Consider the following 12747-nt stretch of genomic DNA (forward strand, 5'->3'; position numbering starts at 1 on the left):
CTGGTGTGGAGTGGTGACCGGCACGGAACTCCCGGCCGCTGGTGTGGAGTGGTGACCGGCACGGAACTCCCGGCCGCTGGTGTGGAGTGGTGACCGGCACGGAACTCCCGGCCGCTGGTGTGGAGTGGTGACCGGCACGGAACTCCCGGCCGCTGGTGTGGAGTGGTGACCGGCACGGAACTCCCGGCCGCTGGTGTGGAGTGGTGACCGGCACGGAACTCCCGGCCGCTGGTGTGGAGTGGTGACCGGCACGGAACTCCCGGCCGCCGGTGCGGAGTTGCGACCGGCACGGAACGCCCCGCCACCGGTGCGGAGTTTGCGACCGGAACAGAACTCCCAGCCACCGGTGCGGAGTTGCCGCCGGGTGCGGAGCTGTCGGCCGGTGATGGGGAATTGCCCGTCGGCACCGCACCTCAGCCGAGCCAGTGCCTCCGCCCCACGCTGATCAACCGCATCTGCTGCTGGGCGAGTTGGGCCACGCGCTCGCGCTCCTCCGCCGACGCCTCCAGTGCCTCCAGGAAGAGCGAGGCCGTGATGAGCATCTGGTCGACATAGAGGTGGGCCAGCATCAGCAGGTCGTCGTCGCGCCAGCCCCGCGACTCGGGGTCCTTGGCGAGCTCGGCCTTCACCTCCTCGGCGAACCGGGCGAGTTGGTCCCGGATGGCCTCCCGTACCGGCTGCACCCCGCCGTGCCGCTCGCGCGCGATGAAGCGGACGTGCGCCGGGTATGTGTCCACGTGGTGGGCGATCAACTCGACCGCCCGTGTGATGCGTTGGCCGCTGTCCGCCGGTGCCACCGTCTGCCGGATCATCGGATGCAGACTGCCCAGCGCCTCCTCGACGAGCGCGACCCCGAGGTCGGCCGTAGAGCGGAAGTGCCGGTAGAAGGCGGTCGGGGCGACGCCCACGGCCCGGGTGACCTCGCGCAGGCCCAGACTGCTCAGGCTCTGCTCCTCCAGCAGCCCCAACGCGGCGTCCAGCAACGCCTGTCGGGTCTTCTGCTTCTGTACCTGCCGGATGCCGAGGGTGTGACTCATGTCATCCAGTTAACAACTGTTCTCCGTAATTGGAAAGTCGTCGGACGCGCTAGACTCAAGTTCAGTGAACAAGTGTTACTACAACCGTTCACCGAAACGTAACGAGAGCCGTCCCGGACGTCCCGGCCGGCTCGGAGGGGGATTCATCCCATGCTGTTCCTCGTCGTAGCGCTCCTGCTGTTCGGCGTCGTGGTGGGCACCGTGGCCCACGCCCCGCTCGCCTTCACCGCCGTCGCCGCCACCGTCATCGCCGTATGGCTGGGCATCTTCGCGCTCCGCGAGCGGCACGGCCGCCGCAGCCGTACGACCGCCAACTGACTGTCCGCGGCTGCCAGTCGGCCGCCCGACCCATCACCCGCCCGATCATCGGGAGCTGAACCCACATGCAACTCACCGCACCGGCAACCAGCACCACCACCACCGACAACGCCCACGTGAAGCCCACCGGCCGTCGTGACGCCGACGGCATGGCCGTCGCGTCCTTCATCCTCGGCCTCGTCGGTCTGCTCGTGCTCAACGTGTTCCTCGGCCCGATCGCCATCGCCCTGGCCGGCGTGGCGCTGTGGCGCGGTACCGCCCGTCGCGGCCGTGCCTTCCTCGGCCTCGGACTCGGCATCGCCGATCTGCTGGTCCTCGTCGCCTTCATGCAGCTGGACAGCACGGTCTCCTGGAGCTTCTAGGAGACCCGCCGGATCCCGCCAGGCGTCCCCGCCCCTCCGGGGTGCGCACCGGGGCCCGTAGAATCGGCGTCACCATGGCATACCTCGACCACGCCGCGACCACCCCGATGCTTCCCGAGGCAGTCGAGGCGATGACGGCCCACCTGAGCATCACGGGCAACGCCTCTTCCCTCCACGCTTCCGGCCGCAAGGCCCGCCGTACGGTCGAAGAGGCCCGGGAGACCCTCGCCGAAGCGCTCGGCGCCCGCCCCAGCGAGGTCGTGTTCACCTCCGGTGGCACCGAGGCCGACAACCTCGCCGTGAAGGGCCTGTACTGGTCCCGCCGCGACGCCGACCCGGCCCGCACCCGGGTCCTGGCCAGCCCCGTCGAGCACCACGCCGTCCTGGACGCCGTCCACTGGCTGGGCGAGCACGAGGGCGCCACCGTCGAGTACCTCCCGGTCGACTCCTACGGCCGGGTGCGCCCCGAGGTGCTGCGCGAGGCGATCGCCCGGAACCCCGACGACGTCGCCCTGGCGACCGTGATGTGGGCCAACAACGAGATCGGCACGGTCATGCCGGTCCGTGAACTCGCCGATGTGGCAGGGGAGTTCGGCATCCCGCTGCACGCCGACGCGGTGCAGGCCTTCGGTCAGGTCCCGGTCGACTTCGCCGCCTCCGGGCTCGCCGCGGCGACCGTCTCCGGGCACAAGATCGGCGGACCGTACGGCATCGGCGCCCTGCTGCTGGGCCGCGAGTACACCCCCGTACCCGTCCTGCACGGCGGCGGCCAGGAACGCCATGTCCGCTCCGGCACCCTCGACGTCCCCGCGATCGCCTCCTTCGCGGTCGCCGGCCGGCTCGCCGCCGAGCAGCGCGAGTGGTTCGCCCGCGAGATCGGCGCCCTGCGCGACGAGCTGGTCTCCGCCGTCCGTACGGCGGTCCCGGACGCGATCCTCGGCGGCGACCCGGTGGACCGCCTCCCGGCCAACGCCCACTTCACGTTCCCCGGCTGCGAGGGCGACTCCCTGCTGCTCCTGCTGGACGCCCAGGGCATCGAGTGCTCCACCGGCTCGGCCTGCACGGCGGGCGTCGCCCAGCCCAGCCACGTCCTCCTCGCCACCGGCACCGATCCGGACCTGGCCCGCGGCACCCTGCGCTTCTCCCTCGGCCACACCTCTACGGAGGCCGATGTGGAGGCCGTGGCGAAGGCGATCGGCCCGGCGGTGGACCGTGCTCGCGCCGCCGGGCTGACCTGAGCGCCGTTCGCCGGCTCGCCGCCTAGCTCTCCGTCACCATCAGGGCGGCCATCATGCCCTCGTCCTCATGCTGCAGAAGATGGCAGTGGAGCATGTACATATAGGTGTCGTCGGCGTAGTCGGTGAACTCCATGGCGATCTCGATCGAGCCGCCACCGACCACTTCGTAGGTGTCGTACCAGCCGAGTTCGACGCCTGTCGGTGTCTCGCCGTTGATCGATATGAGCTGGTACGGCACGTCGTGCAGATGGAACGAGTGTTCCAGCTGGGTGCTGTTCTTGATCGTCCAGATCTCCTTGGCTCCCAGCGTGGTGCTGATCATCGCCATGGAGGACATGCTGGTGCCGGCCGAGCCGTTGATCAGCATGGTCGTGCCGCTCTGGCCGAGCGTGATCGTGCGGGCCGTGAAGTCGCTGGTGTCGTAGCGGTCGATGGTGTTGAGGGTGCTGGGGAGGTCGTCCGGGGTGTCGGTGCCGCTCGCGGTGATGGCGAGAACGTCGTAGGTGCCGCTGCCTCCACGGACCCAGCCGGTGGTGATGACGGCCTGGAGCGTCGCGTCCGCGCTCAGGTCCATCACGAACTCGGCACGGGCGCCGGCCACCAGCCGGATCGACGTGACGTCGGTCGCCTCGGTCAGATAGCCCTGGTCGGTGGCGATCTGGCTGAGCGTGCCGCCGTCGCTGCGCTGGACGGTGATGATGTCGGAGGGCGAGGCGTTCAGCACGCGGAAGCGGGTGCGGGTCTTGGTGGCCGTGAAGCCGAGGGTGGTGGAGTCGACGTTCGTGCCGTTCAGCAGCAGCGGGTAGCTGAGACCGCTGCTGAGGTAGCCCGCCAGGTCGTACTTGATGTCCCCGGCGCTGTCGGTGGCGAGGCACTGGAAGATGAGCGGGATGTCGTCGACGCCGTAGTCGCTGGGCAGGTCCGACGAGGTGGTCGAGTCGTCCTCGACGATGATCATCCCGGCCAGCCCGTGCACCGCCTGCTTGGCCGTGGTGCCCAGCGCGTGCGGGTGGTACCAGAGGGTCTTCGCGTCGTCGTCGACCGTGAACGTCGGCGACCAGGTCGTCCCGTCGGAGAACGCGACCTGCGGGCCGCCGTCCATCTTGGCCGGGACGTGGGCGCCGTGGAAGTGGACGGTGGTGTCCTCGCCCAGGCTGTTGGTGATGTTCAGCAGGACCGTGTCGCCGTTGGTCCACTTCATGGTGGGGCCGAGGAACGACTGGTTGTAGCCCATGGTGTCGCTGGTGACCCCGCTCAGCACCTCGGCGGTGCCGGTCTTGGCCTCCAGGGTGAAGGTCGTGGTGCTGTCGCTGGTCGTGCCCTCCAGGAGGTCCGGGATGACCAGGGTGCTGTCCGCCGCGGACGCCTTGTTCTTCGCCGCGTCGTTCAGCAGTGAGAAGGCGCCTCCCGCCGCGGCGACCGCCGCGATGCCGGCCCCGGCCATACCGCCGAGGAACTTGCGCCGGTGCAGACCCTTGCCCCGGAGCGCGATGTCCTTGCTGTGCTCGCGCTTCTCGGCCGTGGACTTGCGGTGGTTGCCCTTCGCGTCTCTGCTCTCTTCGGACGCGGGCTCGCTGGTGTGTGTCATGGGGCCAGAGATTTGACCTAAGGACTGTGTAAAGACTGGGGAGTTGTTAGTAGCCAGCCGGGCAGTCTGTGAAAGGTAAGCGGGCGCGGTCGCTCCCCAACTCCCCTTGAATCAAAGCGGAGTTGGCGTGCCCCAGGTCACATCCGGAGCGGGGGACGCATCGGACACCGCCGTGACTGAAACGACTCATAGCCAAACCGCCATGTGACGCGAGTCACGCTTGTGTCCGGTGTGCCCGCCTTACGAGTGCCATGTACCGGTCCCAGTCCCAGTACCGCCCGGGATCCGTGTGATCGGTCCCCGGCACCTCCACGTGCCCGATGACGTGCTTCCGGTCCACAGGGATTCCGTAGCGCCGGCATATCTCCGCCGTCAGTCGCGCGGAGTTCGTGTACATCGCGTCCGTGAACGACGACTTCCGCTCCACGAAGCCCTCGTGCTCGATGCCGACACTGCGTTCGTTGTACTCGCGGTTCCCCGCGTGGAAGGCCACGTCCAGCTCGCGGATCATCTGCGTGATGTCCCCGCGCTGCCGGACGATGTAGTGCGCGGCCGCCTGGTGCGAGGGGTCCTCGAAGGCCTTCACCGCACTCTCGTAACTGCCCTGCGTGACATGGATGACCACCCGGTCTATCGCGTAGTCGTCCGGCCGGTCGGCCCGCCGGTAGTTCGCCGAGGAAGCAGCCACCCACGTGGCCCCCGGGAAGTCGACCGCCCCCGGAGTCCGCGGCTTCTCCACCCCCGGCGTCCGCCACCACAACCGCGCCAACTCGTCCCGAGCCACCACAGCGGTCCCTACGGCGGCCACGGCCCCGCCGATGAGCAGCGCACGCCGCCCGGGCCGCCGGCCGACGGGACCTGGTGACGTGTCCGCGGGGCCCGGCGGCTTCCCCGCCTGATCGTCCTCGGTGTCCTGCTTGTCCTGACGGTTCTGATCGCTCTGTGTCTCCCCCATGTGATCGTCAACGGATACTCGCGGGCCCCGGTTCCCGATGACCCGTACCCTGGAAGGGTTATGACTGAGACCTCGCCGCGCCCCCGCCCCCTTCGCGTACTCGCCGCCATGTCGGGCGGCGTCGACTCCGCCGTCGCCGCCGCCCGCGCCGCCGAAGCCGGCCACGACGTGACCGGCGTCCACCTCGCGCTCTCCGCGAACCCGCAATCGTTCCGCACGGGCGCGCGTGGCTGTTGCACGATCGAGGACTCACGGGACGCCCGCCGCGCCGCCGACGTCATCGGCATCCCGTTCTACGTCTGGGACCTCGCCGACCGCTTCCGTGAGGACGTCGTCGAGGACTTCGTCGCCGAGTACGAGGCAGGCCGCACCCCGAACCCGTGCCTGCGCTGCAACGAGAAGATCAAGTTCGCCGCGCTCCTCGACAAGGCGCTCGCCCTCGGCTTCGACGCGGTCTGCACCGGCCACTACGCCCAGGTGATCGTGAACGAGGACGGCACCCGCGAACTGCACCGCGCCTCCGACATGGCGAAGGACCAGTCGTACGTCCTCGGTGTCCTGGACGAGCGGCAGCTCGCGCACGCGCTGTTCCCGCTCGGCGACACCGTGACGACGAAGGACGAGATCCGCGCGGAGGCCGAGCGCCGGGGCCTCGCGGTCGCCAAGAAGCCCGACTCGCACGACATCTGCTTCATCGCCGACGGCGACACCCAGGGCTTCCTGGCCAAGCGCCTCGGCAAGGCCGAGGGCGACATCGTCGACGAGTCCGGCTCCGTCATCGGCTCGCACGAGGGCGCGTACGGCTTCACCATCGGCCAGCGCAAGGGCCTGCGGATCGGCACCCCGGCCGCCGACGGCAAGCCGCGCTACGTCCTGGACATCTCCCCGGTCGACAACACGGTGACGGTCGGCCCGGCCGCCTCCCTGGACGTCAGCGGCCTCACCGCCGTCAAGCCCCGCTGGTGCGGCACGGCCCCCACCGGCCCCGGCACCTACACCGCCCAGCTCCGCGCCCACGGCGGCGAGACCGAGGTCACCGCCGAACTCGTCGACGGCACCCTGGAGGTGTCGTTCACCGAGCCGGTACGGGGCGTGGCCCCCGGGCAGGCGATCGTGCTGTACGACGACACGCGCGTGGTGGGGTCGGCGACGATCGCGACGACCACGCGCGCGGCGACGGCGATGGCCTGAGACCAGAGACTGAGATCAGGGCGCCTGAGAACAAGGCCTGAGACCGGGGCCGAGTCGTCGGGCGGCCGGGTCAGTTCGAGTTCGCGAAGAACTCGGCGAGCACGGGCGCGAGGACGACCGGGTCCACCATGTGGCTCTGACCGTCCAGCGTGCGATACGTCCCGTCCGGCGCCGCGTCCGCCACGGCCCGCGCGGCCTCCCGCATCCACTCGGCGCTCGCCCCGCCCGCGATGGTGAGCACCGGGACGGACAGGGACGCCAGCAGCTCCGCCGGCACCGATCCGTCCCCCATGGCCGCGTCGTCGTAGGCGAGAGTCGGGGCGATGGCCTCCATGCCGGGCCACATGGGGGAGTGGCGGGCGCCGTCGATCATCTCCGGGGGTGCGCCGGTGAGCGCCATGAAGAGCGCGACGGCGTCGCCGTGGCGGCCCTCGGCGAGGAGTTCCGTGAGGCGCTCGGTGTACTCGGCGCGCTCCTTGGCGCCGGTCGCGTCGAGGGCGAACGGCGGCTCGTACAGCGCGACTTGGGTGACGGGGAGGCCGCTCGCCGCCGCGTGCAGGACGAGGGCGGCGCCGGACGAGTGGCCGTAGAGGGCCGCGCTGCCGCCGACGGCGTCGATCAGCGCCGCGAGGTCCTCCACCTCGCGGGCCACGGCGAACGGCGCCGTGTCGCCGCTCGCGCCCCGGCCCCGACGGTCGTACGGGACGGCCCCGAACCGGTGCGCGAGCTGCGCGGCGAGCGGCAGCAGGCCGTCGCCCGTCGTCATCGCGCCACCGACGAGGACGACGGGCGGGCCCGCACCGATGCGTTCGTACGCGATGGCGGTGCCGTCACGCGAAACAGTCTTCTTCTCCATGTCGGTGAAGACTGCCGAAGGAACGCCGACTAATCGGTCACGACACCTCTCAATCGGTCACGACACTTCTACTTCGTAGAAGCAGAGGTGGTCCTTGATCTGTGCGACGTCGGGCTTGGGGTCGGGGTACGCCCACACCAGGTCGGGGGCGTCCGGCAGGGACCAGTAGGACGCGTCGCCCTTGAAGGGGCAGTGCGTGTGGGTCTCGGAGGGGGTCAGGAGGTCGAGGCGTACATCCTCCGGAGGGAGGTAGTACCGCACCGGAGAACCGGTCTCCTTCAGGACGAGGGGGCGGTCGCTCTCCGCCAGCACCTGGTCGCCGTGGACGACGCGGACGTGCCGGTCGCCCTGCTCGATCGTGATCGTGTGTCCTTGGGCCATACCGGAAAAGCACTCGCGGACCCCTGGTTCTTCCCGCGTACGGTGACGACATGAGGATCTGTGTCTTTCTCTCCGCCGCCGACCTGGACGAGCGCTACACGCGCCCCGCGCGCGAGTTCGCGGAACTGCTCGGCAAGGGCGGACACACTCTCGTCTGGGGCGGTTCGGAGGCAGGCCTGATGAAGGTGGTCGCCGACGGCGTACAAGCGGCCGGCGGACGGCTGGTGGGCGTCTCGGTGACCTTCCTGGCGGCGAAGGCTCGCGCGGGCGCCGACGAGATGGTGATCGCCGGCGACCTCGCCGAACGCAAGAAGCTGCTCCTGGAGAAGTCCGACGCCGTGGTCATCATGGTGGGCGGCACCGGGACGCTGGACGAGGCCACGGAGATCCTGGAGCTGAAGAAGCACGGCCACACCGACAAGCCGGTGGTGCTGCTGAACACCGCGGGCTTCTACGACGGCCTGAAGACCCAGTTCCGGCGCATGGAGGACGAGGGGTTCCTGCCCGTCCCGCTCACCGACCTGGTGTTCTTCGCGGAGGAGCCGGTGGGGGCGCTGGCCTACCTGGAGGAGAGCCAGGGCATCGGGTGATGCGAGCATGGCGGACATGGCTACACATGTGATCACCGGGGCCGGATCCGGCATCGGCGCGGCCGTCGCCCGCCGGCTGCACGCGCGCGGGGACGAACTCGTGCTCCACGCGCGCGACGCGGGCCGCGCGAAGGAACTGGCGGCGGAGTACCCCGGGGCGAGCACCCTGGTAGGCGATTTGGCGGACCCGGACAAGCTCAGCTGGGCGTTCTCGCACCAGAGCCTGCCCGACCGCGTGGACACGCTCCTGCACATCGCCGGAGTGGTCGACCTCGGCCCGGTGGGCGAGCTGACCCCGAAGACCTGGCGCCACCAGCTGAACGTCAACCTGATCGCCCCCGCCGAGCTGACCCGCCACTTCCTGCCCCAACTCCGGCTGTCCGGCGGCCACGTCCTCTTCGTGAACTCCGGCGCGGGCCTGCGGGCGAGCGCCGACTGGTCCGCGTACGCCGCCTCCAAGCACGGCCTGAAGGCCCTGGCGGACTCCCTGCGCCACGAGGAGCACGCCAACGGCGTCCGCGTCACCTCGGTCTACCCCGGCCGCACCGCCAGCCCCATGCAGGCCAAGGTCCACCAACAGGAGGGCAAGCAGTACGACCCCTCCCAGTGGATCGACCCCGAGTCGGTCGCGACGACGATCCTGATGGCGATCGATCTGCCGGGGGACGCGGAGGTCAACGACCTGACGGTGCGGCCGGGACGGTGAGGTTGCCCCCTGGGGCTCCGCCCCAGACCCCGCCAAGGGGGCGCAGCCCCCAGGGGCGTCACCCCTGCCCCAGGGTTCCGTAGGCTGCCGGGGTGAGCAACCAACCTACGTTCAGCTTCGGCGCGGCCACCGGCATCGGCTCCCTCCCCGGCACCGATGCCCGGGAAGCCGCGAAGACCGCGACCGGTGCCTTCGAGGACTTTCCGTTCCTGCCCGAGCTGCCCGCCCGGGGACCCGGCGCGGACATGATCGGCCGGACCGCGGGGCTGCTCGTCGAGGTGTACGCGCGTGTGGAGCCCAGCGGTTGGCGGATCGGGGACCGGCCGGGGCGGGACACGAAGCGGGCGTGGGCGTGGCTGGGGGAGGACCTCGACGCGTTCGAGGAGTTCACCCAGGGGTACGAGGGCCCGCTCAAGGTTCAGGCAGTGGGGCCCTGGACCCTCGCCGCCAGTTTGGAGTTGAGGAACGGCGAGGCCGTGCTCTCCGACCCCGGCGCCTGCCGCGACCTCTCCGGCTCGCTCGCCGAAGGCCTGCGCATCCACCTCGCCGACGTCCAACGCCGCGTCCCCGGCGCCCAGATCGTGCTGCAACTCGACGAGCCGTCCCTGATCGGCGTACTGCGCGGACACGTCAGGTCCGCCAGCGGCTACCGCACCTACCGCGCCGTAGACCGCCAACTCGTCGAGAGCACGCTCCGCGAGGTCGTCCGGGTGCACGTGGACAGCCCTGTCGTCGTCCACTCCTGCGCACCGGACGTGCCGTTCGCCCTGCTGCGCCGGGCGGGCGCGGCAGGGGTGTCCTTCGACTTCTCGCTCCTCACCGAGCGTGACGACGACGTGATCGGCGAGGCGGTCGAGGCCGGCACCCGGCTCTTCGCCGGTGTCGTGCCGGGCACGGACACCGCGTTGTCAGACCCTGCCGGTAGCGTCATGGGTGTCAGGACGCTGTGGCGCAGGCTGGGGCTGCGACCGGGACTTCTCGCGGAGTCGGTCACGATCACCCCGTCGTGCGGACTCGCGGGGGCTTCTCCCGAGTACGCGCGCCATGCCCTCGCCCACTGCGTCCGGGCGGCGAGATCCCTCGCGGACAACCCTGAGTGACGGAAGGACAACACGGTGGCCGGCGACAGGCAAGCGGAGACGACGGTGCCCGCAGAGGCACGGGAGAAGCACGCGCAGCTCGCTGAGCAGATCGAGGAGCACCGCTTCCGGTACTACGTGAACGACGCCCCGGTCGTCAGCGACGCGGACTTCGACAAGCTCCTGCGCTCCCTGGAGGCGCTGGAGGAGGAGTATCCGGAGCTGCGGACGCCGGACTCGCCGACCCAGAAGGTCGCGGGGGCGTACGAGACGGAGTTCACCTCCGTCGTCCACCGCTCCCGCATGCTCTCCCTGGACAACGCGTTCGACGACCTGGAGCTCGCGGCCTGGGCCGAGCGCGTCCACAAGGATGTCGGCACCCCCGACTACCACTTCCTGTGCGAGCTGAAGGTCGACGGCCTCGCCGTCAACCTGACGTATGAGCACGGCCGGCTCACGCGCGCGGCGACCCGCGGCGACGGCCGTACGGGCGAGGACATCACGCCCAACGTCCGTACGATCGCGGAGATCCCGGACCGCCTCACCGGCGACCGCGTGCCCGACCTCGTGGAGATCCGCGGCGAGGTCTACTTCCCGATGGACAAGTTCGAGGAGCTCAACGCCCGTCTGGTGGAGGCCGGCGACAAGCCCTTCGCCAACCCCCGTAACGCGGCGGCGGGTTCACTGCGCCAGAAGGACCCCCGCGTCACCGCCACCCGCCCCCTGCACATGGTCGTGCACGGCATCGGCGCCCTGGAGGGCTTCGACCCCCTCACCCGACTCTCCGAGGCGTACGACCTGCTGAAGACCTGGGGCCTGCCGACCTCCGCGCACAACAAGGTGGTCGACGACCTCGACGGCGTACGGGAGTTCATCCGGTACTACGGCGAGAACCGCCACTCCGTGGCGCACGAGATCGACGGCGTGGTCGTCAAGCTCGACGAGATCCCCCTCCAGGGGCGGCTCGGTTCCACCTCCCGTGCCCCGCGCTGGGCGATCGCCTGGAAGTACGCGCCCGAGGAGGTCAACACCAAGCTCGTCAACATCCGTGTGGGCGTGGGCCGTACGGGCCGGGTCACGCCGTACGCCCAGGTCGAGCCGGTGACGGTGGCCGGCTCGGAGGTCGAGTTCGCGACGCTGCACAACCAGGAGGTCGTCAAGGCCAAGGGCGTCCTCATCGGCGACACGGTGGTGCTGCGCAAGGCCGGTGACGTCATCCCGGAGATCCTCGGCCCGGTCGCCGACCTGCGTGACGGCAGCGAGCGGGAGTTCGTCATGCCGGCCGAGTGCCCCGAGTGCGGTACGCCGCTGCGGCCGATGAAGGAGGGTGACATCGACCTCCGCTGCCCGAACGCCCGTGCCTGCCCTGCCCAGTTGAGGGAGCGCCTCTTCTACCTCGCGGGCCGCAAGGCACTCGACATCGACCACTTCGGCTACGTCTCGGCCGCCGCCCTCACCAAGCCGCTGGAGCCCGCGGACCCGCCGCTGCGCGACGAGGGCGACCTGTTCGGGCTCACCATCGAGCAGTTGCTGCCCATCAAGGCGTACGTTCTCGACCAGGACAGCGGGCTGCCCAAGCGCGACCCGAAGACCGGCGAGGAGAAGATCGCCACGGTCTTCGCCAACCAGCAGGGCGAGCCGAAGAAGAACGCGCTGGCGATGCTGGAGACCATCGCGGCGGCCAAGGACCGCCCGCTGGCCCGCATCCTCACCGGCCTGTCGATCCGTCATGTCGGCCCGGTCGCGGCCGAGGCGCTGGCCCGCGAGTTCCGTTCGATCGAGCGGATCGAGCAGGCCACCGAGGAGGAGCTGGCGAACACCGACGGCGTCGGCGCGATCATCGCCGCCTCGCTCAAGGAGTGGTTCGCCGAGGACTGGCACCAGGAGATCCTGCGCAAGTGGCGGGCCGCCGGGGTCCGGATGGAGGAGGAGGGTTCCGCCGAGGACGAGGGGCCGCGCCCGCTGGAGGGGCTGACCGTGGTCGTCACCGGCACACTCGAACACTTCACGCGGGACGGGGCGAAGGACGCCCTGCAGAGCCAGGGAGCGAAAGTGACCGGTTCTGTTTCGAAGAAGACGTCTTTCGTTGTCGTAGGTGACAATCCTGGTTCGAAGTACGACAAGGCAATGCAGGTCAAAGTGCCTGTTCTGAACGAGGACGGCTTCACCGTCCTGTTGGAACAGGGACCCGAGGCGGCCGCCGAAGTCGCGCTTCCGGTCGAGGAGTAGCGAGGAGCAGCGGTTGAAGGCCACCCGATCGGCGCATACCAGATGCATACGGGTGGCCGGGTCGCATTCGGGCAACCGTCTACGACCGCTGCCCGTGGAAGCCTTCTGCGGCCTACTGTTGAGGTGTGCACCTGCCGTGCCCAGCTGCGGTTGGGGCAACCCCCTGCTCTTGGTGAGCAGGGGGAGGGGTTTTCCAAACGCGGTGCCGTTGACGGAA

At 70.0% G+C, this 12747-nt stretch carries 13 protein-coding genes; 8 read left to right on the forward strand and 5 right to left on the reverse strand.

All coding sequences use genetic code 11. The features are described 5' to 3' along the window. Nucleotides 1-413: 413 nt before the first annotated feature. Nucleotides 414-1037: a TetR family transcriptional regulator gene (locus AC31A1_RS12770; RefSeq protein ID WP_399387398.1), complete on the reverse strand. Its 624-nt coding sequence runs from the start codon at nucleotides 1035-1037 to the stop codon at nucleotides 414-416. Between the two features lie 150 nt (nucleotides 1038-1187). Here AC31A1_RS12770 and AC31A1_RS12775 point away from each other — a divergent pair, with 150 nt between their 5' ends. From AC31A1_RS12775 to AC31A1_RS12785, 3 genes are all read left to right on the forward strand, one after another. Then, nucleotides 1188-1355: a hypothetical protein gene (locus AC31A1_RS12775; protein ID WP_365306810.1), complete on the forward strand. Its 168-nt coding sequence runs from the start codon at nucleotides 1188-1190 to the stop codon at nucleotides 1353-1355. Between the two features lie 65 nt (nucleotides 1356-1420). Then, nucleotides 1421-1717, forward strand: a complete 297-nt coding sequence (locus tag AC31A1_RS12780) for a DUF4190 domain-containing protein (protein WP_489653401.1) — start codon at nucleotides 1421-1423, stop codon at nucleotides 1715-1717. Nucleotides 1718-1791: 74 nt separating this feature from the next. After that, nucleotides 1792-2955, forward strand: coding sequence for a cysteine desulfurase family protein (locus AC31A1_RS12785; RefSeq protein ID WP_489653402.1), 1164 nt, complete (start codon nucleotides 1792-1794; stop codon nucleotides 2953-2955). Nucleotides 2956-2977: 22 nt separating this feature from the next. Here the strand turns inward: AC31A1_RS12785 and AC31A1_RS12790 are convergent, their stop codons facing one another. Beyond that, a complete protein-coding gene (locus AC31A1_RS12790) occupies nucleotides 2978-4543 on the reverse strand; it encodes a multicopper oxidase family protein (RefSeq protein ID WP_489653403.1) in 1566 nt (521 codons plus the stop codon). A 214-nt stretch (nucleotides 4544-4757) separates the two neighbouring features. Continuing rightward, complete coding sequence (locus AC31A1_RS12795) at nucleotides 4758-5498, reverse strand: N-acetylmuramoyl-L-alanine amidase (protein WP_489653404.1); 741 nt, start codon at nucleotides 5496-5498, stop codon at nucleotides 4758-4760. 60 nt (nucleotides 5499-5558) lie between these two features. Between AC31A1_RS12795 and mnmA the strand changes: the two genes are divergently transcribed. Continuing rightward, nucleotides 5559-6689 (forward strand): tRNA 2-thiouridine(34) synthase MnmA, encoded by a 1131-nt coding sequence (gene mnmA, locus AC31A1_RS12800; protein WP_489653405.1) that lies wholly within the window; start codon nucleotides 5559-5561, stop codon nucleotides 6687-6689. A gap of 70 nt (nucleotides 6690-6759) precedes the next feature. Here the strand turns inward: mnmA and AC31A1_RS12805 are convergent, their stop codons facing one another. Next, nucleotides 6760-7545 carry an alpha/beta fold hydrolase gene (locus AC31A1_RS12805; protein WP_489653406.1) on the reverse strand — a complete coding sequence of 262 codons (786 nt, stop codon included), beginning with the start codon at nucleotides 7543-7545 and terminating at the stop codon, nucleotides 6760-6762. A gap of 57 nt (nucleotides 7546-7602) precedes the next feature. After that, nucleotides 7603-7926, reverse strand: a complete 324-nt coding sequence (locus AC31A1_RS12810; protein ID WP_393759210.1) for a DUF427 domain-containing protein — start codon at nucleotides 7924-7926, stop codon at nucleotides 7603-7605. A gap of 50 nt (nucleotides 7927-7976) precedes the next feature. Between AC31A1_RS12810 and AC31A1_RS12815 the strand changes: the two genes are divergently transcribed. The 4 genes from AC31A1_RS12815 to ligA all read left to right on the forward strand — a co-directional run bounded on the left by AC31A1_RS12815 (nucleotide 7977) and on the right by ligA (nucleotide 12530). Beyond that, nucleotides 7977-8516: an LOG family protein gene (locus AC31A1_RS12815; protein ID WP_489653407.1), complete on the forward strand. Its 540-nt coding sequence runs from the start codon at nucleotides 7977-7979 to the stop codon at nucleotides 8514-8516. A gap of 7 nt (nucleotides 8517-8523) precedes the next feature. Then, nucleotides 8524-9222 carry an SDR family oxidoreductase gene (locus AC31A1_RS12820; protein ID WP_489653408.1) on the forward strand — a complete coding sequence of 233 codons (699 nt, stop codon included), beginning with the start codon at nucleotides 8524-8526 and terminating at the stop codon, nucleotides 9220-9222. Nucleotides 9223-9314: 92 nt separating this feature from the next. After that, nucleotides 9315-10322: a methionine synthase gene (locus AC31A1_RS12825; RefSeq protein WP_489653409.1), complete on the forward strand. Its 1008-nt coding sequence runs from the start codon at nucleotides 9315-9317 to the stop codon at nucleotides 10320-10322. 15 nt (nucleotides 10323-10337) lie between these two features. Beyond that, nucleotides 10338-12530: an NAD-dependent DNA ligase LigA gene (ligA, locus tag AC31A1_RS12830; protein ID WP_489653410.1), complete on the forward strand. Its 2193-nt coding sequence runs from the start codon at nucleotides 10338-10340 to the stop codon at nucleotides 12528-12530. Nucleotides 12531-12747: the final 217 nt, after the last annotated feature.

It is taken from the genome of Streptomyces sp. P5F9 (assembly GCF_057961495.1).

Excerpts from the sequence above, each read along its gene's own strand:
- AC31A1_RS12770 (WP_399387398.1), bottom strand. The coding sequence starts at position 1,037 with ATGAGTCACACCCTCGGCATCCGGCAGGTACAGAAGCAGAAGACCCGA.
- AC31A1_RS12810 (WP_393759210.1), bottom strand. The coding sequence starts at position 7,926 with ATGGCCCAAGGACACACGATCACGATCGAGCAGGGCGACCGGCACGTC.
- AC31A1_RS12775 (WP_365306810.1), top strand. The coding sequence starts at position 1,188 with ATGCTGTTCCTCGTCGTAGCGCTCCTGCTGTTCGGCGTCGTGGTGGGC.
- AC31A1_RS12820 (WP_489653408.1), top strand. The coding sequence starts at position 8,524 with ATGGCGGACATGGCTACACATGTGATCACCGGGGCCGGATCCGGCATC.
- AC31A1_RS12785 (WP_489653402.1), top strand. The coding sequence starts at position 1,792 with ATGGCATACCTCGACCACGCCGCGACCACCCCGATGCTTCCCGAGGCA.
- AC31A1_RS12805 (WP_489653406.1), bottom strand. The coding sequence starts at position 7,545 with ATGGAGAAGAAGACTGTTTCGCGTGACGGCACCGCCATCGCGTACGAA.
- mnmA (WP_489653405.1), top strand. The coding sequence starts at position 5,559 with ATGACTGAGACCTCGCCGCGCCCCCGCCCCCTTCGCGTACTCGCCGCC.
- AC31A1_RS12790 (WP_489653403.1), bottom strand. The coding sequence starts at position 4,543 with ATGACACACACCAGCGAGCCCGCGTCCGAAGAGAGCAGAGACGCGAAG.
- AC31A1_RS12780 (WP_489653401.1), top strand. The coding sequence starts at position 1,421 with ATGCAACTCACCGCACCGGCAACCAGCACCACCACCACCGACAACGCC.
- AC31A1_RS12815 (WP_489653407.1), top strand. The coding sequence starts at position 7,977 with ATGAGGATCTGTGTCTTTCTCTCCGCCGCCGACCTGGACGAGCGCTAC.
- AC31A1_RS12795 (WP_489653404.1), bottom strand. The coding sequence starts at position 5,498 with ATGGGGGAGACACAGAGCGATCAGAACCGTCAGGACAAGCAGGACACC.